At 72.8% G+C, this 18365-nt stretch carries 19 protein-coding genes; 3 read left to right on the forward strand and 16 right to left on the reverse strand.

Annotated elements, in window-relative coordinates:
• Position 1 precedes the first annotated feature (1 nt).
• From ACIY1X_RS15050 to ACIY1X_RS15090, 9 genes are all read right to left on the reverse strand, one after another.
• Complete coding sequence (locus tag ACIY1X_RS15050; protein WP_038218051.1) at positions 2-241, reverse strand: zinc ribbon domain-containing protein; 240 nt, start codon at positions 239-241, stop codon at positions 2-4.
• Positions 242-253: 12 nt separating this feature from the next.
• Positions 254-964 carry an OmpA family protein gene (locus ACIY1X_RS15055; protein ID WP_399681835.1) on the reverse strand — a complete coding sequence of 237 codons (711 nt, stop codon included), beginning with the start codon at positions 962-964 and terminating at the stop codon, positions 254-256.
• 22 nt (positions 965-986) lie between these two features.
• Positions 987-1580 (reverse strand): hypothetical protein, encoded by a 594-nt coding sequence (locus ACIY1X_RS15060; protein WP_399681838.1) that lies wholly within the window; start codon positions 1578-1580, stop codon positions 987-989.
• On the reverse strand, positions 1577-1969 hold the full coding sequence (locus tag ACIY1X_RS15065; RefSeq protein WP_399681840.1) for a hypothetical protein: 393 nt from the start codon (positions 1967-1969) through the stop codon (positions 1577-1579). Before ACIY1X_RS15065 ends, ACIY1X_RS15060 begins: the two co-directional genes overlap by 4 nt.
• 16 nt (positions 1970-1985) lie before the next feature.
• Positions 1986-2861, reverse strand: a complete 876-nt coding sequence (locus tag ACIY1X_RS15070; RefSeq protein WP_399681868.1) for a sel1 repeat family protein — start codon at positions 2859-2861, stop codon at positions 1986-1988.
• Position 2862: 1 nt separating this feature from the next.
• Entirely contained in the window at positions 2863-4035 is a 1173-nt protein-coding gene (locus tag ACIY1X_RS15075) for a hypothetical protein (RefSeq protein ID WP_399681843.1), read from the reverse strand.
• A gap of 73 nt (positions 4036-4108) precedes the next feature.
• Positions 4109-4531 carry a hypothetical protein gene (locus ACIY1X_RS15080; protein WP_051954079.1) on the reverse strand — a complete coding sequence of 141 codons (423 nt, stop codon included), beginning with the start codon at positions 4529-4531 and terminating at the stop codon, positions 4109-4111.
• Positions 4532-4560: 29 nt separating this feature from the next.
• Positions 4561-8046 carry a beta strand repeat-containing protein gene (locus tag ACIY1X_RS15085; protein ID WP_399681846.1) on the reverse strand — a complete coding sequence of 1162 codons (3486 nt, stop codon included), beginning with the start codon at positions 8044-8046 and terminating at the stop codon, positions 4561-4563.
• A 118-nt stretch (positions 8047-8164) separates the two neighbouring features.
• On the reverse strand, positions 8165-8524 hold the full coding sequence (locus ACIY1X_RS15090) for a hypothetical protein (RefSeq protein ID WP_038217597.1): 360 nt from the start codon (positions 8522-8524) through the stop codon (positions 8165-8167).
• Between the two features lie 503 nt (positions 8525-9027).
• Between ACIY1X_RS15090 and ACIY1X_RS15095 the strand changes: the two genes are divergently transcribed.
• Positions 9028-9654: a hypothetical protein gene (locus tag ACIY1X_RS15095; RefSeq protein WP_399681849.1), complete on the forward strand. Its 627-nt coding sequence runs from the start codon at positions 9028-9030 to the stop codon at positions 9652-9654.
• A gap of 7 nt (positions 9655-9661) precedes the next feature.
• Here ACIY1X_RS15095 and ACIY1X_RS15100 read toward each other — a convergent pair whose 3' ends face one another.
• The 7 genes from ACIY1X_RS15100 to ACIY1X_RS15130 all read right to left on the reverse strand — a co-directional run bounded on the left by ACIY1X_RS15100 (position 9662) and on the right by ACIY1X_RS15130 (position 16536).
• Positions 9662-10858, reverse strand: coding sequence for a fumarylacetoacetate hydrolase family protein (locus ACIY1X_RS15100; RefSeq protein WP_399681851.1), 1197 nt, complete (start codon positions 10856-10858; stop codon positions 9662-9664).
• Positions 10859-10902: 44 nt separating this feature from the next.
• Positions 10903-11826: a glutaminase gene (locus ACIY1X_RS15105; protein WP_399681853.1), complete on the reverse strand. Its 924-nt coding sequence runs from the start codon at positions 11824-11826 to the stop codon at positions 10903-10905.
• A complete protein-coding gene (locus tag ACIY1X_RS15110) occupies positions 11823-12737 on the reverse strand; it encodes a DMT family transporter (protein ID WP_038217618.1) in 915 nt (304 codons plus the stop codon). The genes ACIY1X_RS15105 and ACIY1X_RS15110 overlap by 4 nt, the downstream gene beginning before the upstream one ends.
• 69 nt (positions 12738-12806) lie before the next feature.
• A complete protein-coding gene (locus ACIY1X_RS15115; RefSeq protein ID WP_399681856.1) occupies positions 12807-13298 on the reverse strand; it encodes a BON domain-containing protein in 492 nt (163 codons plus the stop codon).
• An 18-nt stretch (positions 13299-13316) separates the two neighbouring features.
• The gene (locus ACIY1X_RS15120; RefSeq protein ID WP_399681857.1) at positions 13317-14729 is read right to left on the reverse strand and encodes an amidohydrolase family protein; all 1413 of its coding nucleotides are present in this window, start codon (positions 14727-14729) and stop codon (positions 13317-13319) included.
• Positions 14730-14757: 28 nt separating this feature from the next.
• Positions 14758-15510 carry a sulfite exporter TauE/SafE family protein gene (locus tag ACIY1X_RS15125; RefSeq protein WP_038217626.1) on the reverse strand — a complete coding sequence of 251 codons (753 nt, stop codon included), beginning with the start codon at positions 15508-15510 and terminating at the stop codon, positions 14758-14760.
• Between the two features lie 15 nt (positions 15511-15525).
• Complete coding sequence (locus ACIY1X_RS15130) at positions 15526-16536, reverse strand: Bug family tripartite tricarboxylate transporter substrate binding protein (protein WP_399681860.1); 1011 nt, start codon at positions 16534-16536, stop codon at positions 15526-15528.
• Positions 16537-16665: 129 nt separating this feature from the next.
• On the opposite strand from ACIY1X_RS15130, the gene ACIY1X_RS15135 reads away from it, so the two are divergent.
• The gene (locus tag ACIY1X_RS15135; RefSeq protein WP_399681863.1) at positions 16666-17385 is read left to right on the forward strand and encodes a GntR family transcriptional regulator; all 720 of its coding nucleotides are present in this window, start codon (positions 16666-16668) and stop codon (positions 17383-17385) included.
• A gap of 15 nt (positions 17386-17400) precedes the next feature.
• Positions 17401-18312: an isopenicillin N synthase family dioxygenase gene (locus ACIY1X_RS15140; protein WP_399681865.1), complete on the forward strand. Its 912-nt coding sequence runs from the start codon at positions 17401-17403 to the stop codon at positions 18310-18312.
• Positions 18313-18365 lie beyond the last annotated feature (53 nt).

Consider the following 18365-nt stretch of genomic DNA (forward strand, 5'->3'; position numbering starts at 1 on the left):
CCTAGCGCGAGAACGCGAACATCACGCTGAACATCACCATCGCGGCGATGAAGGTGAGCAGCCGCACGACCCAGGGCATCACCAGCCAGGCGCCGAGGACGGTGGCCAGCTTGCCGAGCAGGCCGCCGGTGATCACCGGCTCGCTGGTGCGCGCACCGGGCGGCGGCGCGCCGCACTGCGGGCAGGCCTTCGCCAGCGTGGACACCTGGTGGCCGCATTCAGGACAGGCGACGAGTGCCATGCACACCTCCATTCATGATGTCTTGCCGGGCGTGGAAGGCAGCGCCTCGATCACGATCTCCACGCGCCGGTTGCGCTGGCGCCCCTCGGGGTCGTCGCTGCCGTCCGGGCGGACGTTGGGCGCGACGGGCTCGCGCTCGCCCAGGCCCTGCGCGCTGATGCGCTCGCGCCCCGCCGACCGGGCCAGCGCCGCCGCCACCGCCTCGGCGCGCCGGATCGACAGCGCCTCGTTGTAGGCGTCCGAGCCCTTGGCGTCGGTATGGCCGCGCACCCGCACCGGCGCGGTGGGGTAGCTGTGCAGCAGCTCCGCGGCGCGCGCCAGCGAGGGCTGCGCGTCGGGGCGCAGGTCGGCCTTGTCGAAGTCGAACAGCACGTCGGCCGGCAGGTCGATCACGATGGACTGTCGCTCATCCTGGCGCGCCTGCAGTTCGCCGAGCAACGCCTGCGTGCGCTCCAGCCGCTCGGGCGGCACCTCGGCCGTGCGGAACACGGTGGAAGGCCCGGCGGCCGGGCCGAACTGCGTCTGCGGGCCGCCGGTGGACAGCTGCGTGCCGCTGCCGGCCCGCTCCCAGCGCGTCTGCGGCGCGTCTTCGACGCGGACGAAGCGGCTGTCGGCGTCCTTCAGGCTCTGCGCCACGCGCCGCACCGTGTAGCCGTGCGCCGCCGCGGCCAGCAGCGCCGCCGCCGACACGCCGGCCGCCAGCCTGGCGAGGAAGGTGGCCATGCCGGGTCGGTTCACAGCCTGCTCAGGAGCCTCCGGCCGGCTTCAGCGGCAGCGCGATGGCCAGGCCCGGCCCCGCGGTGCTGTCGGGCGGCATGCCGTCGTTGATCACCAGGCGCAGCTGCGTCTCCGAAGGCGGCACGCTGCCCAGGAATACCAGGCGCCCCTGCATCGTGTCGCCCGACATGATGCGCAGGTAGCGGTTGTCCGGCGGGCGCTTGAGCATCAGCCGGTTGCCCGCGGAGTCGGCGAGGTAGGTCTCGCTCTCGGCGAGGTTGGTGAAGTTGGTGCGCCGGTTCTCGAAGGAGGCGCTGATGTCCAGGATGGTGGCGTCCTCGCCCATCTCCACGGACTTGACGCGCACCGTCAGGCCCGCGCTGGCGGTGCCCTGCACGCTCATCGGCACCTGGCGCGGCGCGGCCGGCGCGGGAGCGGGTGCCGGGGCGGCGGCCACGGGCGGCGGCGCGGCAGGCGCAGGCGCAGGCGCCCCGGCGGCGGGCGCCGGCGCGGGAGGAGCGGCCGCCGGGGCCGGCGGCTGCGCGCTCTCGCCGCAGGCGGCCAGCGCCAGCGCGTAGGCGGCCAGCACGGCGGCGCTTCGCACGGATCGTTCCTCGCTCATTGGATGGTGATGCTGTTGACGTTGGCGCCCGCCGGTCGCTGGCCCTTCTTGTCGGCGCAGTCCTTGCCGTCGACGTGCACGTCGCGCACGTTGCGGCCCTGCACGATGATGGTGCGGCCCTTCAGGCTCTGGCCGTCGATGTTGACGCTGTTCACGTTCGCCACGCCGTCGGTGCAGCCGGTCTGCACGCTGCGCACGCTGTTGCCGGTGACCTCGATGCGGTTGGTGCCGCCGCCGGGGTTGTCGATGACCGTGGTGGTGGTGTCGCTCTGGCCGGCACCGCCGCCGGCGGCCATCGCGGCCGCGGGCGCCAGGCCGCATGCCGCCAGCAGGCACAGCGGCCACAGGCGGTGCATCGGCCGCGGATGCTTCATCGGGAAGTCGAACATGGCTGTGGTCTCACTCTCACTGCGGGGTTCGGGGAAGCTGCGCCGCCCCTCCGCTGCCGGGCAGGCCGGGCGGCGTCGCCGGCACGGGGCGAGGCGGCTGGTCGGAAGGCGCCGCAGCCTCCTGCTGCGCCTGCGCCGCGCCCAGGCCGGGCAGGCGGCTGGTCAGCGGCGTGCTCGCCTGCGGCGGCGGCGCGGCGGGTGCGCCGGCCGCGGCGTCGGTGCCCGGCGCCGTCGAGTGGCGCAGGTTCTGCTCCAGCTCGCCGGCGAAGCGGTCGGCCAGGGCGCGCTCTTCCTGCGCCATGTGGCTGCCCAGCGAGGCGATGGTCTCGGAGGCCTGCTTCGCCTCGGTGCTGCCGGGGATGGCCAGCCGCTGCGCCAGCCGGGCGTAGCCCAGCGCCTTCACGTTGTCGTTGGGCGCGCCCTGGCCCGAGCGGTACATGTCGCTCAGGCGCTGCATCGCACGCGGGTCGCCGCGCACCGCCGCCAGCAGGTACCAGCGGTAGGCCTGCCCGATGTCGGAGATGCCGGTGCGGTTGCTCTGGTAGGCGTCGCCCAGCAGCGTCAGCAGGTTCGGGTTGTTGGTGCGCAGTGCGTCTTCCTTGAGGCGCGCCAGCTCGTTGGCGTACAGCGGCCCCTGGCAGCCGGGCTGCGCCACGCCGCGCTCCAGCGCCTGCCGGCACGATTCGACGTAGCGTGCGCCGGTGTCGGCGCTGGGCGAAGCGGTGGCGCCGGCGGGCCCCACGGGCGCGGCAGCGGTCGAGCGCGCCGCGGCTGACGAGGCGGTGCCGGCGGCCGAGGTCTGCGCCAGGGCCGCGGGCGCCGCCGCGAGCCAGGCGGCGGCCCACAGCGCCCCGCTCAGGACGGCAGCGGCATGCAGGCGCGGCAGGCGCATCTCAACCACCCGTCGTCCCCGCCGGTGCCGCCGGCGGCTCAGTGGCCGGCATCGCGGCGGGCGCCGCGACGATGGGCGGCGTGCCCGGCACCGGCACGCCGAAGAACAGCGGCTCGAAGGCCTGCCAGGTGGTCACGTCCACCGTCTCGCCCAGTTGCGGGAAGCGCTGCGAATAGACCGTGCGGATCGCCTCGCGCGTCGGGTCGTCCAGCTTCTGCGTCACAGTGACCTGCTGGCCGTACTTCTGCAGCATCACCTGCACCAGGCCGATCTTCAGCTCCGGCGACAGCCGCTCGAAGGCGGCGCGCATGTTCTCCAGCACCACCGGGTCCTGCGCGCCGGCGGGGATGCAGCGCCAGTAGGGCGTATTGGTGGCCTTGCCCATCAGCTCCAGCACGCTCAGGTCGACCAGCGTGCGGATGGCCGAGTGCCGGCCCTGCAGGTACTTGCCCTCCAGCTTGAAGCCGAAGGAGTCGCCGTAGAAGCCGAGGCTGGCGTTGTCCTCGGTGCTCAGGTTCAGCACGCGGATGACGTTGGCCGATTGCACGCGCGGCACCATCTGCTGCGTGCTGAAGCTCACCAGGTTCAGGTCCAGCGCGAGCGAGGACAGGATGGCGGTGCGCTTGAAGTCGGCGCCGATGTTGGTCTCGCCCTTGCCGTTGCCGAACTCGACGCTGGCCGAGTTGGAACGCCCCGCGCCGGACAGCGCGCGGTCGAACTCGGTGAGCGCGCCGGTGATGAGGAAGTCCGGCATCGTCACCCCGAAGCGCGCGCCCAGCTGCGCCTGCGAGATCAGGTAGTCCGGGTGGTAGGGCACGTAGACCACGCGCGCGCCGATGCGGTTGACGGCGGTGCGCACCATCTCCGTGATGTCGCCCGGGATCTCGGCGCCCACCAGCGGGTGCGACAGGTTGGTCGCGTCGGCGATGTTGCGGGTCTGGATGTAGACCACCGGATCGCCGTCCTTGTAGATGTCGAGCATGTGGCCGAAGCAGCCCAGCGCGTTGGCGTAGGCGCTGAGGTTGGCCGAGGGCAGCTCCTTGGCCGCCTCGCGCTCGGCCATGAGCTTGTTTGCGTCGCTGATCGCGTTGTCGGTGGTCGCGCAGCCGGCGAGCACGAGCAGCGACAGGCAGAGCGTCCCGAGGCGAAGGCGGGTCCTTGTGCGGGGTGTCATTCGATGCGAGGAAGTGTTGTCGTTGTTCGTTGCCGCGCGGCCGGCCGGTGCGGCGCGCGGGCTGCGGCCGCCCTCAGCGGCCGTTGTTCAGCACGGTGATGTTCTCGACGCCCTGCCCGTCCACGTACAGCGTCACGTTGCCGTTGACGTTGCCCTGGATGGACGGGCTGGCCACGCGGACCGTGCCGTCGGCGCCCTGGGTCACGTTGCTGTAGTCGGTGCGGATCACCAGGTTGGTCTGGTTCGACGGCAGCTTGAGCGTGCCGTCGGGCTGCACCAGCGCGGCCTGCTCGACGATCTTGTCCTTGGCGATGGCGCGCGCGACGCTGGCGCGGGCGGACACCGCCGGCGTCACGCCGTCGACGAGCTTGACGCCGCCGTCGCGCAGGTCGCGGTAGGCCGAGAGCGACTCGTTGTAGTTGACCAGCTGCGCGCTGGCGCAGCAGGCGGCCGACGCTGCGGCGGCGGCCATGGCGATGCGAGCAAGGGTGCGCATGCGGTTCTCCTTCCCGGCCCCGGCGCCGGTCACATGTTCAGCACCGTCACGGCCGGGCCGACGGTGACGGAGCGGTTGATGACGCCGGTGGACGGTGCCGTGACCGTGTAGCCGACGTTGGCGGCCCAGGGCGTGTTGCCGGTGACGCCGGCCGCGCCGGCCATCACGCCGCCGGTGGTGCGGACGGTGCCGGTGGTCATGCCCACGCCCGCCGTCGACTGGTTGCCCACGATGGTGACGACGCCGGCGATCGCGCCCCGGTTGATGACCGAGTTGGACACGCCGCCGGCCATGGCCGTTCCCCGGTTGCCCGCGATCACCACGGCGCCGGTCATCACGCCGCGGTTGACCAGCGAGTTGACCGTGCCGCCCTGCACCGCCGTGCCCTGGTTGCCGGCGATGGTCACGCTGCCGGTCATCAGCCCGCGGTTGTCCACGCTGTTGACGGTGCCGCCGCCGTTGGTGGTGCCGCGGTTGCCGACGATCGCGATGTTGCTGGCGACGATGTTGCCGGTGCGGCTGTTGCGCACGCTGTTGACCGTGCCGCCGCGGGCCGTGCCGCTGTTGCCCGCGATCACGATGTTGCTGCCGCCGATGCGGCCCTCGTTGTGCACCGAGTTGGCCACGCCGCCGCTGTCGGCGCTGCCCTGGTTGCCCAGGATGGTGATCTGCCCGCCGGCGATGGTGCCGCCGTTGACCACGCTGTTGATCGTGCCGCCGCCGCGCGCGCTGCCGCGGTTGCCGACGATGGCGATGCGGCTGCCGCCGATCGAGCCGCCGTTGTCCACCCCGTTGGCCGTGCCCTTGCCCGACACGCTGCCCTGGTTGCCGGTGATGGCGATCTGCGAGCCGGCGATGTGGCCGCTCTTGCGGTTGCGCACGCTCGCCGCGGCGGCATCGCCGTCGTCGGCCTGCGCGCCGCTGCGGTTGGCCGCGATCGAGAGCTGCGAGCCGTCGATGCGCCCCTCGTTCAGCACGCTGTTGGCCAGCGCCGTCTTGCCGTCGCGGGTGCGCACCTCGTCCGCGCTGTTGCCGGCGATGGTGGCGTGCACGCCCTGCGCCGAGCCGTCGTTGTCGACCATGAAGCTGTTGGCCAGCGCCACGCCCTTCTCGGCCGTGACGCGCGAGGCCGTGTTGCCCAGCAGCTGCAGGCTGCCGGCGCGCAGCGCGCCCATCACCTGCACCGCGTTGGCGCTGGCGTAGCCCACGCCGCGGTCGATGACCGCATGGCCGGCGAAGGTGCCTTCCTTGCCTTCGCTGGTCACGTTCTCGGCGCGGTTGTCCGACAGCGTGATGGGCGTGCCCTGCACCTCGCCCCGCCCGTTGATGGCCAGGGCGTTGGCGTTGACGCGGCCGCCGTCGGCGTTGAGCGACTGCGCCGTGTTCTCGCGGATGGCGACCGGCGAGCCCGAGAGCCGCACGCCGTTCTCGCCCTCGAGGTAGACGCCGTTGGCCACCAGGATGCCGTTCTTGGCCGAGCCGATGCCGGCCACCTGGCCGTACACGCCACCGGTGCGCACGTCGTCGGCCCGGTTGCCGCTGAGGGTGATGGGGCTGCCGCTGACGGCGGCATCGCGGTAGGCGCCCAGCGCGTTGACCAGCGCCGTGCCGCCGATGGCCGCGACCTGCGTGGCGCGGTTGTCGCTGACGTTCAGCGGCGAGCCGCTGTCGACGCGGCTGTTCTCGTACAGCACCACCGCGTTGGTCGCGGCGCGGGCGACGCTCTCCTCGCTGAAGGCCTTGCCGGGGCCGGCCATCGAGCTGGCGCCGGTGGACACCTGCGAGGCGGTGTTGCCCGCCACGCGCGTGGCGGCCGACAGCGTCGAGCCCGCCCCTTCGCCGCGTTCCACGCTCACGCTGTTGGCGACCAGCCTGCCGCCCTGCGCCGACAGGTCGGTGGCGGTGTTATCGGCGAGCGAGACCGAGGAGGCGTCTACCGTGGAGCCGAACACGCCGAGGCTGTTGGCCAGCGCCATCGCGTTCTGCTTCGACGAGAACAGCAGCCCGCCGGCGGCGCTGCCCTCGAAGCCGTTCGACTGGACGTTGCGCGCGGTGTTGCCGGTGATGGAGATGCGCCCGTTGCGCATCGTGGCGCTGCTCAGCAACGCGCTGTTCGCCGCCGCCAGGCCGCCGGAGCCGCGCACGCCGTGCGCCTCGTTGTCGCTCAGCGTGGCGGGCGTGCCCTCCAGCGTGGAGCGCGCATCCAGCACCAGGCTGTTGGCCAGCGAGCGGCCGTTGCGCTCGAACTGGCCGACGGCGCCGCCGACCAGGCTGGCGCTGCCGCCGGAGGTGCTGACGTCGCTCGCCACGTTGCGCGAGAGCGTGGCGTTGCTGTTTCGAGCGGTCGAGTCCTGCAGCCAGATGCTGTTGGCGGCCGCGGCGCCGCCCACGGCGTGCACCCGCTGCGCGCGGTTGTCGGCGAGCGTGTGGCGCGCGCCGCTCGCCACCTCGCTGCCCTGGATCGAGACGCTGTTGGCCAGTGCCGCCGCGCTGGCCTTCACGTCCGCCAGCGCGCCCATCAGCAGCGAGCCCTCGCCGCCGTTGGCCGTCACGTCCTGTGCGCGGTTGCCGGTGAAGCGGGCGCGGTACTGCTGCAGCCCGCCGCCCTGCACGTCGCCCACGTTGAGGCTGTTGGCCAGCGCGGTGCCGCCGAGCGACTGCAGGCCGTCGGCCTCGTTGCGCTGGTGATCGACGCGCGCGCCCTGCAGGCGGCTGTTGGACAGCAGCACCGCGTTGGCGGCGGAGGTGCCCGTGAGGTCCGCCTGGGCCAGCACGCCCGCGCCGAGCGCGCCGGAGCCGCCGCCGGAGCGCACGTTGCGGCCGGTGTTGTCGGTCTGCGCGATGCGGCTGTCCTCCACCGTGCTGCGCGAGGCGGTGACCGCATTGGCCAGCGCCGATCCGCCGATGGACTGCAGGCCCTGCGCCGTGTTGCGCGTGCTGAGGAATTCGAGCTGCCGCAGGTCGGTCTGGTCGGCCAGCAGGCTGTTGCCCGAGGCCCGGCCCGGCAGCTGCGCCGAGACGATCGCGCCCGCGGCCAGCGAGCCCTGGCCGCCGTAGGCGTCGATGTCGCGCGCCGTGTTGTCGGTGATGCGGATGCGGCTGGAAGACAGTTCGCGGCGGCCGTCGCCGCCCGAGACCAGGGCGCTGTTGGCGCTGGCCACGCCGCCGACGGCGTTGACGAAGCCCTGGACCTGGTTGTTCAGCACGTCGATGCGCGTGCTGTCGATGTTCAGTGCGGACAGGCCGGCGGTGTTGGCCTGCGCGGTGGAGACGACGGACAGCGAGCCCGCCATGCCGGCCAGCGCCGACACCTTGCCGCCCGAGGCGGTGATGCGCGCCGGCGCGCGGTTGCCGGCCGAGGTGGCGCGCGTGTCGCCCTTGACGTCGCTGCCGGGGCTGCTCTTGCCCCAGTCCGGACCGTGCAGCACGATCTCCTGGGCCACCGACGTGACGGTCGTCGCCGAGGCGAAGCCGATCACGATCAGCGACGCCAGCGTCTTTTTCCTGAGTTCCATGGGCAGCAAGGCGATCTCCCGCGCGTCGGTGTCTGGGTTCGACCCCGGTGCGCCCGCGGCGCACCGGGAGGAAGCGCTGCCGCGGCCGGCCCGGCGGGCCCCGCGGCGGTCATCGGGCTTACTCGATGTTGACGCTGTTCACGTTGGCGACGGCGCCGCCCGAGGTGATGATGTTGTCGGCCGTGTTGTCGGTCAGGGTGATGCGGCTGTTCTTCACCGTCGAGCCCTTGATGTTCACGCTGTTCACGTTGGCCAGGGCGCTGGCCTCGATGTTCACGCCCTTGGCTGCCACCGAGCCGGAGCCGCCGCTGGTGATGACGTTGCTGGCCTTGTTGCCCGACAGCGTGATGCGGGTGTTTTCCACCGTCGAGCCCATCGAGCCCTTGCCGATGCCGGGGATGGCGACGGTCTGGGCGAAGACCGAGGCGCTGAAGGTGGCGACGAACGCGACGGCGCCGGCTGCGATGAGTTTCTTCATGTGTTCACTCCTTGAGGGATGCGAGGAAAGGGATTGAGAAACGCAGTCCGGTGCGGACCACGGGACGCAATCTAGCCACCCCTCATGACAGTTCACCACCAAGATGTAAACCGGTGTTCGATAGACATTCACTTACATCTTGCTGTTGTCAACACCGAATCGCGTGACGAAAGTCACTCCGGTTTTCATGGCGGGTGAGCGGCCACCTTCACGCGCGGCCTCCTCATCCGGTGGGACGAGTCGCCAGGAAATCAATACTTAAGTATCTTTTTTGCGCACACATGCGGCCTGAATCCGGGCTTTTTGCCGGTTCGATCCTGACAATCTCTGTCAACCGCCGGCGGACCCGATGCAACGAAAGTCCGCGCTCAGGAGTTCCTTTTCGAAAACAAAATCTAACGATTAAGACAGTTCGCGCGTGCGCCATGCAGGACGCGTCCGACAGGATCCGGCCTCTCGCCGCCCGACACTCGGGGCCGTTCCGACTGTCCCGTCCGCATCCCATGCCTTGTTTTCGCTTCCCGTCTCTCCCCCATTTCCGCTTCCCCCGCCGCCTGGCCGCCGCCGCATCGGCGGGCGCCGCGCTGCTGTTGGCTGCCTGCGGTGCAGACATCCGCTTTCCCGACGACGCAGACATCGCCAAGGCCCTGTCTGCCGACTTCGCGCAGGACGCGGACAACGCCCGGGCGCGCGAGCTGGTGCGCACGCTGGGCGGCGAGACGGGCGCGCTGGACTACCGCATCCGGCAGGTGATCTGGCGCCAGGGCGCCTTCGAGGCCCGCTACGAGGTGAACCTGAAGATGGGCCAGGCCGGCAGCGCCAGCCTGCAGCAGCTCTACGCCACCATGGTCCCGAAGGACGAGGCGGCCAAGCTGCCGCAGCAGACGCTGCCGGCCTACGAGGAGTGGCTGAAGCAGCATGCGGCCACGCTGGAGAAGAGCGACGCGCAGCAGGCCGCGGCCCTGCGCGCCAGCCTGGACAACCTGGGCAAGTGCTACCGCGACGCCAAGGCCGGCGACAGCGTCGCGCTGATGACCGGGCTGGCCGCGCTGATCTCGCCGGCGCGCGACGGCTGGTTCGCCGAGCGGCTGCAGTCGCCCGCCGTGCGGCTGCACTGCCTGCCGCTGTAGGGTCGGTTCAGCCCAGCAGCCCGCGCCCGGCCAGGTTGCGCATCAGCGCGCCGATGCCGAACGCCCAGCGCGGCGCCTGGTCGGCGTGCACCACGCGGTTGACCAGCGCGCCCAGCTCCGGCGCCGAGATGGCGACGCGGTCGCCCACCACGTGGGTGAAGCCCTGGCCGGGGCCGTGGCGGTCCTGCGTGGGCGCGAACATGGTGCCCAGGAAGAGCATGAAGCCGTCGGGATAGGCGTGGTGCGGGCCGATGGCCTGCGACACCAGGTCGAGCGGGTCGCGGCTGATCCTCGCCAGCGAGCTGCTGCCCTCGAGCACGAAGCCCTCCGGGCCCTCGACCTTCAGGCCCACGGTGATGCGGCGCACCGCGTCGATGCCGAAGTGCGCGTCGAACAGGCGGATGAAGGGCCCGATGGCGCAGGAGGCGTTGTTGTCCTTGGCCTTGCCCAGCAGCAGCGCGCTGCGGCCTTCCACGTCGCGCAGGTTCACGTCGTTGCCGAGCGCCGCGCCTTTGACGCGGCCACGGCTGTCCACGGCCAGCACGACCTCGGGCTCCGGGTTGTTCCAGGCCGACACGGGATGGATGCCGACGTCGGCGCCGGTGCCCACCGCGGCCAGCACCGGGGCCTTGGTGAAAATCTCGGCGTCGGGGCCGATGCCCACTTCCAGGTACTGCGACCAGGCGCCCTGCGCGATCAGCAGTTCCTTGACCTGCGCGGCCTGCGCCGAGCCGGGCACGATGCCGGCCAGGTTGTCGCCCAGCACGCCGGCCAGGCCCGCGCGGATGGCCTCGGCCCGGGAGGCGTCGCCGCGCGCCTGCTCCTCGATCACGCGCTCCAGCAGGCTGGCGACGAAGGTGACGCCGCTGGCCTTGACGGCCTGCAGGTCGCACGGCGCCAGCAGCCAGGGGCGGGAAGCGTCCTGTGCGGCGGCCTCGCTGTTGCGCAGCGCGTCGGCCAGGCCGGCGATGCGCGGCGCCGTGCCGTCGTCCAGCGCGCGGCGCACCGCGTCGGCGGGCGCTTCGGCCTCCAGCAGCTCGCTCGCGGTGGGCGCGAGGCGCGAGAGGTCGTGCAGCGCGTCGCCGCGCACGGCGACCGGCACCGGCCCCACGCCGGGCTGCCACAGGCGCCCGACCAGCATCGCGCGGGCGGCGTCCTGCGGCAGGTGGGCGGCGGGGTCGGTGAAGGCGGGGGCGGCGGGCATGCGGTGTCTCCTTGTTGGATGAAAAGCGCGATGTGGGAGTGTCGCTAGAACACCGACAGCCCGGTACGCGCGGCGAACATCTCCAGTGCCTTCATGCCCAGCAGCGAGTTGCCCGTCGCGTCGAGCGCGGGCGACCACACGGCCAGCGTCAGCCGGTCGGGCACCACGGCGACGATGCCGCCGCCCACGCCGCTCTTGCAGGGCAGGCCGATGCGGAAGGCGAAGTCGCCCGCCGCGTCGTAGGTGCCGCAGGTGAGCATCAGCGCGTTGATGCGGCGCGCCTGGCGCTCTGTCACCACGTTCTCGCCGGCGTCGAAGGGATGCACGCCGTCGCGGCACAGGTAGCCGGCGGCGCGGGCGAGCTGCAGGCAGCTCATCGACAGCGCGCACTGGTGGAAGTACAGGTCCAGCACGGCGCCCACGTCGTGGTCGAGCTTGCCGAAGCTCTTCATGAAGTTGGCCAGCGCGACGTTGCGGAAACCCGTGGACGCTTCCGAGGCCGCGACCTCGCGGTCGAAGTCCACCGGCTCGCCGGCCAGGTGGCTCATGAAGCCGGCCAGCGAGCCCTTCGCGTCGCCGCCGTAGAGGCTCACGATGCGGTCGGCCACGGCGATGGCGCCGGCATTGATGAAGGGGTTGCGCGGCTTGCCGTGCTCGCTCTCGAGCTGCACCAGCGAGTTGAACGGGTTGCCCGAGGGCTCGCGGCCGATGCGCTCCCACAGCGCCGCCTCGGGCAGGTGGCGCATCGCCAGCGTCAGCGTGAAAAGCTTGGAGATGCTCTGGATCGAGAAGGGCGTACGGCCGTCGCCGGCGGCCGCCTCCTCGCCCTCGCGGGTGCGCAGCGCGATGCCGAAGCGCCGCGCGTCGACCCGTGCCAGCGCGGGGATGTAGCGGGCCACCTCGCCCTCGCGCCCGGCCTCGGGCGCCAGGGCTTCGGCGATGTCGTCGAGCACGGTCTGGAAGTTCATGCGGCGGCCTCCCGATTCGCGGCCACCCGCCGGTTCACCAGCACGATGCCCAGCGCCACGCCGGCCAGCGCCACGGCCAGCCGCAGCGTCAGCGGCTCGCCCAGCAGCGCCACGCCGAACACCAGCGCGAACAGCGGCGTGAGGAAGGTGAAGGAGGAGATGCGCGTGGCCGGGTAGTGGCGCAGCATCCAGACCCAGGCCAGGTAGCTGGCGAAGGCGCCGACCAGGGTCTGCAGCGCGATGGAGAACCAGGCGTAGGCGGAATAGTCCAGGCGCCACGCCTCGCCGCGCGCGACGGACGCGAAGGGAACGAGCACCGCCGTGACCGCCAGTTGGTAGAACAGCGTCTTCTCGGCGCTGGCCGTGGCCAGCCGGCTGGCGCGGATCACCAGCGTCGTCAGCCCCCACAGCACGCCGGCCGCCAGGGCCAGGGCATCGCCGTAGAGCTGCCCTTCCACCGGGTGGCCGAAGCTTTCGCTGAACGCGAGGAACACGGCCGCGAAGGCCACCGCCAGGCCGGCCCACTGCACGCCGCGCAGCCGCTCGACGGGCACCAGCCGCGGCAGCAGCAGCGCCACCCAGAACGGCGAGCTGTAGAGGAACACCGTCAGCCGCGAGGCGGTGGTGTGCTGCAGGCCCAGGTAGATGCACACGAACTCGCCGGTGAACAGCAGCCCGGCCAGCAGGCCGCCGGGCAGCGTGCCGTCGCGCTCGAACAGCGGCACGCCGCGCCACAGGCACCACAGCCACAGCAGCAGCGTCGCGCCGCCCATGCGCAGCGCGGCCTGCCACATGGGCGGCACCTCGCCGACGGTGGTCTTGATAAGGATCTGCTGCAGGCCCCAGAAGGCGCAGCAGGCCACGAGCAGGGTGACGGCGCGGCCGTCGAGATGGTCTTTGCGGTCGGTCATGCGGACGCGGGGCGCGGGCCCCGCCGGTCGTTGTTCTTCGGCGTTGTCGTCGTGGCGTGCCGGCCGTGCTCAGGGCGCGGCCACCGGATAGGGCGGGCGGCCGCGCGTGCCGGGCATGAGGTCGGTCACCACCTTCTCCACCTCGGGCAGGCCGCGGGCGGCGCGCTCCAGGCGACGTGCGAGGGTACGCGAAGGCACGCAACCTTGCAGGTAGACCCAGCGCCGCTGCACCGTCACCCACACGCTGGCGCGCCGCACGCCGGGCACGGCCGCCAGCGCCGGCCGCACCGCCTCGGCGATGCGGCGGTCGTAGGCATAGGCGTTGGGCTCGGCGCAGCGGCCTGCCAGCCAGCAGCTTGTGCCGCGCTCCAGGCGCGAGTGCATCTGCTCGCGGCGCTCGGCCTCGGTGTAGACGGGACCCTCGGGCACGGGGCAGGCGGGCAGGCCGCGGCTGAGCTGGAAGAAGGGATCGTCGAACCAGTTCCGCTTCGGCTCGCCGGCCGCCTGCGCCCAGCGCGGCGGCCAGCAGCATGGCGGCGAGGCGGACAGGCATGCGGCCATCGTAGCCGCCGGGCGGCCTCAGCGCCCTGCGGCAGGCGCGTGCTGCGCGCGGTGCGCGTCCGACACCGGGTGCACCCGTTGGAGGGGGGCGCGCGCCACGTCGCGGCGCGCCACCCCGGCCACCTCGCGCATCAGCGCGCGGGCGTCCCAGTCCACCGGCCAGCCCTGCCACAGGCGCAGCGCGCCGTTCACGAACACGGCGTCGATCTGGTCGCGGTTCGCCAGCCGCACCAGTTCCCAGCCCAGGTCCCAACTCGGCAGCAACTCGGGCACGTCCAGGTCCACGAGCAGGAAGTCGGCGGCGAGCCCGGCCTCGATGCGGCCGGTGAGCGCGCCCAGGCCGGCCGCATCGGCGCCGCGGTGGGTGCCGTGGTCCAGCCAGGTCCAGCCGGCGCCGCAGGAGGAGTCGCCGTTGGCCAGGCCATGCGTCAGGCGCTGCGTGGTCTCGGCCGCGTCCATCAGGCGGAAGGCGTCGGCGCGCGTGCCGTCGGTGCCCAGGCCGAAGGGCACGCTCAGCAGTTGCAGCATGCCGGCGTCGAGCACCGCGTTGCCCTTCCACGCGCTGGCGACCGGGTTGTAGGCGACGGCGGCGCCGCTGCCCTGCAGCAGGCCCAGTTCGCGGTGGGTGAGCAGCGTGGCGTGCGCCAGCAGGGCGCTGTCGTTGAGGGCGCCGACGGCGTGCAGCAGCTCCAGCGGGCGCAGGCCGCGCGCCACCAGCGAGCGCTCCACGGCGGCCAGGTGCTCGTTGACGTGGGTCTGGAAGCGGCGGCCGGCCTCCTTCGCCAGCGCCGCGACGTCGTGCAGCATGCGGTCGCTCGCCGCCTCGGGGATGGAGATGGCGAGCGAGGGGTGCACGAGCGGGTCGTGCTCGAAGCCGCGCAGGAAGGCCGCGGCGCGGTCGAGGATGCGCCGCACGCCGGCCTCGCCTTCGGTGTTGCCGGCGTCGTTGCAGATCAGCCCCAGCACGCAGCGGATGCCCGCCTCGCGCGCCGCCTGCGCCACGCCGCCCAGCCCCTCCTCGGAGCGCGTGCCGGCATCGACCACGGTGGTGAAGCCGCCGCGCAGCGACTCCAGCGCCGCCAGCTTGGCCGAGAGGTACGCGGCGCGCTCGTCCAGCACGCCTTCCATCGGCACCCAGATGCGCTTGAAGATCTCCGAGGGCTCGCCGAAGGCCAGCGCCTTGCCGAAGCTCTGCGTGAGGTGCGTGTGCGTGTCGACCAGGCCCGGCATCAGCAGGTGCTGCGGCAGCTCGAGCAGCGGCGCGCCGGGGCAGGCCGCCCGCAGCTCGGCGGCGGGCGCGACCTGCGCGAAGCGGCCGTCCTGCACCGCCACGGCCCAGCCTTCGTGCACGCCGTCGGGACGCAGCAGGCGGCCGGGGGCGATCAGGAGCGGGGCACCCGCGGCGGGCTGGAGTCGTTCGGGGGTCAGCATGGGAAGAAGTCCTCGCAATGTCTCGTGTTCAGCGCGCCAGGAGCAGCCAGACGAACCAGGCGCCGGTGACCAGCAGCAGCACGGCCACGCCGCGCTGCAGCCGGTGCACCGGCAGCCGCCGCGCCGCGCGCTGCCCCGCCAGCGAGCCGGCCAGCAGCAGCACGCCGCACAGCGCGGCCAGCGTCCAGTCGAGCCGCCCGGCCAGCGCGTGCACCGCGCCGGACGACAGCGCGACGGGCAACTGCACCGCCTGCGCCGCCACCACCGAGAACAGCAGCGGCTGGCGCAGCAGCATCAGCGCCGGCAGCAGCAGCACCGGCCCGCCGGTGCCGGTGAGCGCCGAGCCCACGCCCACCGCCAGCCCCAGCGCCGCCAGCGCGGCCGGGCCCAGCGTGACGTCGCCCGGGGCGGCGTGCTGCGGCGCCGCGCGCAGCCCGCGCCAGCCGGCCAGCAGCACCAGCGCCGTCACGCCGGTCATCAACGCCTTGGCCGGCAGCCAGCGCACCAGCCATGCGCCCACCACCGCGCCGGCCAGCGCCCCCGCCAGCACCGGCCAGCAGCGCAGCGCCAGCGACGGCTGGCGCCGCAGCGGCCCCAGCGCCACCAGCGCGGGCAGCAGGAAGGCCAGCGACGAGGCCGCGATCGCCTGCGGCGCCGGCACCTGCCCCAGCGTGGTGAGCACCGGCACCACCAGCACCCCGCCGATGCCCGTGGCACCGATCAGCGCGCCGGCCAGCAGCACGACGGGCGCGATGATCCAGGCGTGGGCGAGCAGTGTCACGAAAGGGGGCGCTCCTTATTCCGCCTTGATGTTGGCCTTGGTCACCACGTCCTGCACGGTGCGGCGTTCCTTCGCCAGGTAGTCGCCGAAGGCCGGGCCGGCGAGCACCAGCGGACGCACCGCGATCTCGGCGAGGCGGCGCACCACGTCCGGGTCCTTCATCGTCGTTTCGACCGCCTGCGCGAGCTTCGCGGCCTGCGGCGCCGGCAGGCCGGCGGGGGCGAGGATACCCAGCCACGAATCGACCTCCAGGTCCTTCAGCGCCGGCGTCTCGGCCAGCGCCGGCACCTTGGGCGCGATGGCGGCGCGCGCCTTCGAGGTCACGCCCAGGCCCCGGACCTTGCCGTCCTGGATGAAGGGCAGCGCCAGCGACAGCGGCAGCACCGCCAGGTCGAGCTGGCCGCCGGCCACGTCGGTCAGCACCTGCGGGCCGGACTTGTAGGGCACGTGCACGATGTCGATGCCGGCACGCTGCTTGATCAGCTCGGCCGTGACGTGCAGCGAGGTGCCCACGCCGTCGGTGCCGAAGTTCAGCGTGCCGGGATGGGCCCTGGCGTACTCGATGAGCCCCGCCGCGTCGGCCGCCGGCAGGTTGGCCCGGCCGACCAGCACGAAGGGCGAGACGCCCACCGTGGCGATGGGCGTGAAGTCCTTGAAGGTGTCGTAGCGCACCGCAGAGGGGTTGACCAGCGGCGCCACATTCAGCGGGCTGGCGACCGCGAACAGCAGGGTCAGCCCGTCGGGCGCGGAGCGCGCCGCCTTCTGCGTGCCGATGGTGCCGGCCGCGCCGGCCACGTTCTCGATCAGCACCGGCTGGCCCAGCACCTCGCCGAGCTTCGTGTTGACCAGGCGCGCCGTCGCATCGACGCCGCCGCCGGCGGCGAACGGCACAATCAGCGTGATCGGCTTGCCCTGCGCGAGCGCGGCGCCCGGCGCCGCGGCGGCCAGGCAGCCGGCGAGCGCGGCGCCCAGCAGCGCGCGGCGGGCAAGGGCAGAAGAAGAGGCGGGAGCGGTGCGGGTCGGCATGGTCGTTTCCTCGATCGGTTGTGAAGACGGACGGACGAAAGAAAGCACCCTGGAGGTGCCGGAATCTACTTGTTATGACAAGTTATAACAAGCCATGCAAACAGCATGCCAACCAGGAAAGGACCCGCCATGGCTGACATTCCGCAGCCGCTGCACGCCCGCCTGCGCGACACCCTGAAGGCCGCCATCCTCGACGGGCGCCTGGCGCCGGGCGCCAAGCTGCCTTCCGAGTCCGAGCTGCAGGCCGCGCACGGCGTCAGCCGCATCACGGTGCGGCAGGCGCTGGGCACGCTGCAGGCCGAGGGGCTGATCGTCAAGCTGCACGGAAAAGGGGCGTTCGTCTCGCACCCGAAGGCGGCGCAGAGCCTGAAGCGCCTGCAGGGCCTGCAGGAGGCCATGGCCGGCGACGCCCATGCCGTGAGCAACCGGCGCCTGGCCTGGCGCGAGATCCGCGCGCCGGCCGAGGTGGCGCGCAAGCTGGGCCTGCCGGTCGGCAGCGCCGTGTACCACCTGCAGACGCTGCGCTACCTGAACCGCGAGCCGCTGTCGGTCAACCACTCCTGGCTTCTCGCCGCCCTGGGCGCGCGCCTCGCGCGGGTGGACTTCGCGCAGCGCGACCTGATCGACGTCTTCGAGCACGAAGGCGGGCTGGCCATCGGCCGCGCCGACCTGGAGATCGGCGCCGGCACCGCCCGGACGGCCGACGCGAAGCTGCTGCGCATCGCCGCCGGCGCGCCCGTGCTGGAGGTGGAACGGATCGTGCACGACGCGGCCGGCACGCCGGTGCAGGTGGAGCACGCCGTCTACCGCGCCGATGCCTTCCGCTACCGGCTGAGCCTGCAACGTTGAACGAGCGAACGAACCATGACGACCCTCCTGCCCCTGATCGACATCGCCGACCTGGCCTCGCCCGACCCCGCCGCGCGGCGGCGCGTGGCGGCCGAGGTGGGCGCCGCCTGCCGCGGCATCGGCTTCTTCGCCGTCACCGGCCACGGCGTGCCGCAGGCCGCGGTGGACGGCGCCTTCGCCGCCAGCCGCCGCTTCTTCGCGCAGCCCGCGGCCGACAAGGCGGCGCTGGCGTATGCCTCGCTCAGCCACAACCGCGGCTACGTGGGCATGGGCGTGGAGGCGCTGGACGAGACGCAGGGCGGCGACCGCAAGGAGGCCTTCAACCTCATCTGGACCGACGAGGCCACGCGCCCGCCCAACGCCTGGCCGTCCGGGCTGCCCGGCTGGCGCGAGGCGGTGCAGGCGTACTTCGACGCGGTGTACGCAGCCGCCTGCCGGCTGCACGCGGCCTTCGCGATCGACCTCGGCCTGCCGGAGGACTTCTTCGCCGACAAGATCGACCGGCCACTGGCCACGCTGCGGCTGCTGCACTACCCCGCCGGCGGCGGTGCGCCGGAAGGCGTGGGCGCCGGCGCGCACACCGACTACGGCAACGTCACGCTGCTGGCCACCGACGGCGTGTCGGGCCTGCAGGTGCAGGGCCGCTCGCGCGACGAGTGGATCGACGTGCCGCCGCTGCCCGGCGCCTTCGTCTGCAACATCGGCGACTGCCTGATGCGCTGGACCCATGACGTGTACCTCTCGACGCCGCACCGCGTGCTGCGGCCGGCGGCCGAGCGCTACTCGATCGCCTTCTTCCTCGATCCGAACCCGGATGCGGTGGTCAGCGCGATCCCCTCGTGCGTGCCGGCCGGCGCGCAGCCGCGCTACGCGCCGATCACGGCCCAGGCGTACCTGCAGTCGCGCTTCGACGCGACGTATCGTTGACCACCCCCAGCCTGCGCGGACTTCGTTCCGCTCCGGCAACCCCCTGCAAGGGG

Origin of the sequence: Xenophilus sp., assembly GCF_044462705.1 — a bacterium.
Taxonomy (GTDB): domain Bacteria; phylum Pseudomonadota; class Gammaproteobacteria; order Burkholderiales; family Burkholderiaceae_C; genus Xenophilus; species Xenophilus azovorans.

Bases quoted from the DNA above. Each gene is read 5' to 3' on its own strand.
- ACIY1X_RS15050 (WP_038218051.1), bottom strand. From the start codon at position 241: ATGGCACTCGTCGCCTGTCCTGAATGCGGCCACCAGGTGTCCACGCTG.
- ACIY1X_RS15055 (WP_399681835.1), bottom strand. From the start codon at position 964: ATGGCCACCTTCCTCGCCAGGCTGGCGGCCGGCGTGTCGGCGGCGGCG.
- ACIY1X_RS15060 (WP_399681838.1), bottom strand. From the start codon at position 1,580: ATGAGCGAGGAACGATCCGTGCGAAGCGCCGCCGTGCTGGCCGCCTAC.
- ACIY1X_RS15065 (WP_399681840.1), bottom strand. From the start codon at position 1,969: ATGTTCGACTTCCCGATGAAGCATCCGCGGCCGATGCACCGCCTGTGG.
- ACIY1X_RS15070 (WP_399681868.1), bottom strand. From the start codon at position 2,861: ATGCGCCTGCCGCGCCTGCATGCCGCTGCCGTCCTGAGCGGGGCGCTG.
- ACIY1X_RS15075 (WP_399681843.1), bottom strand. From the start codon at position 4,035: ATGACACCCCGCACAAGGACCCGCCTTCGCCTCGGGACGCTCTGCCTG.
- ACIY1X_RS15080 (WP_051954079.1), bottom strand. From the start codon at position 4,531: ATGCGCACCCTTGCTCGCATCGCCATGGCCGCCGCCGCAGCGTCGGCC.
- ACIY1X_RS15085 (WP_399681846.1), bottom strand. From the start codon at position 8,046: ATGGAACTCAGGAAAAAGACGCTGGCGTCGCTGATCGTGATCGGCTTC.
- ACIY1X_RS15090 (WP_038217597.1), bottom strand. From the start codon at position 8,524: ATGAAGAAACTCATCGCAGCCGGCGCCGTCGCGTTCGTCGCCACCTTC.
- ACIY1X_RS15095 (WP_399681849.1), top strand. From the start codon at position 9,028: ATGCCTTGTTTTCGCTTCCCGTCTCTCCCCCATTTCCGCTTCCCCCGC.
- ACIY1X_RS15100 (WP_399681851.1), bottom strand. From the start codon at position 10,858: ATGCCCGCCGCCCCCGCCTTCACCGACCCCGCCGCCCACCTGCCGCAG.
- ACIY1X_RS15105 (WP_399681853.1), bottom strand. From the start codon at position 11,826: ATGAACTTCCAGACCGTGCTCGACGACATCGCCGAAGCCCTGGCGCCC.
- ACIY1X_RS15110 (WP_038217618.1), bottom strand. From the start codon at position 12,737: ATGACCGACCGCAAAGACCATCTCGACGGCCGCGCCGTCACCCTGCTC.
- ACIY1X_RS15115 (WP_399681856.1), bottom strand. From the start codon at position 13,298: ATGGCCGCATGCCTGTCCGCCTCGCCGCCATGCTGCTGGCCGCCGCGC.
- ACIY1X_RS15120 (WP_399681857.1), bottom strand. From the start codon at position 14,729: ATGCTGACCCCCGAACGACTCCAGCCCGCCGCGGGTGCCCCGCTCCTG.
- ACIY1X_RS15130 (WP_399681860.1), bottom strand. From the start codon at position 16,536: ATGCCGACCCGCACCGCTCCCGCCTCTTCTTCTGCCCTTGCCCGCCGC.
- ACIY1X_RS15135 (WP_399681863.1), top strand. From the start codon at position 16,666: ATGGCTGACATTCCGCAGCCGCTGCACGCCCGCCTGCGCGACACCCTG.
- ACIY1X_RS15140 (WP_399681865.1), top strand. From the start codon at position 17,401: ATGACGACCCTCCTGCCCCTGATCGACATCGCCGACCTGGCCTCGCCC.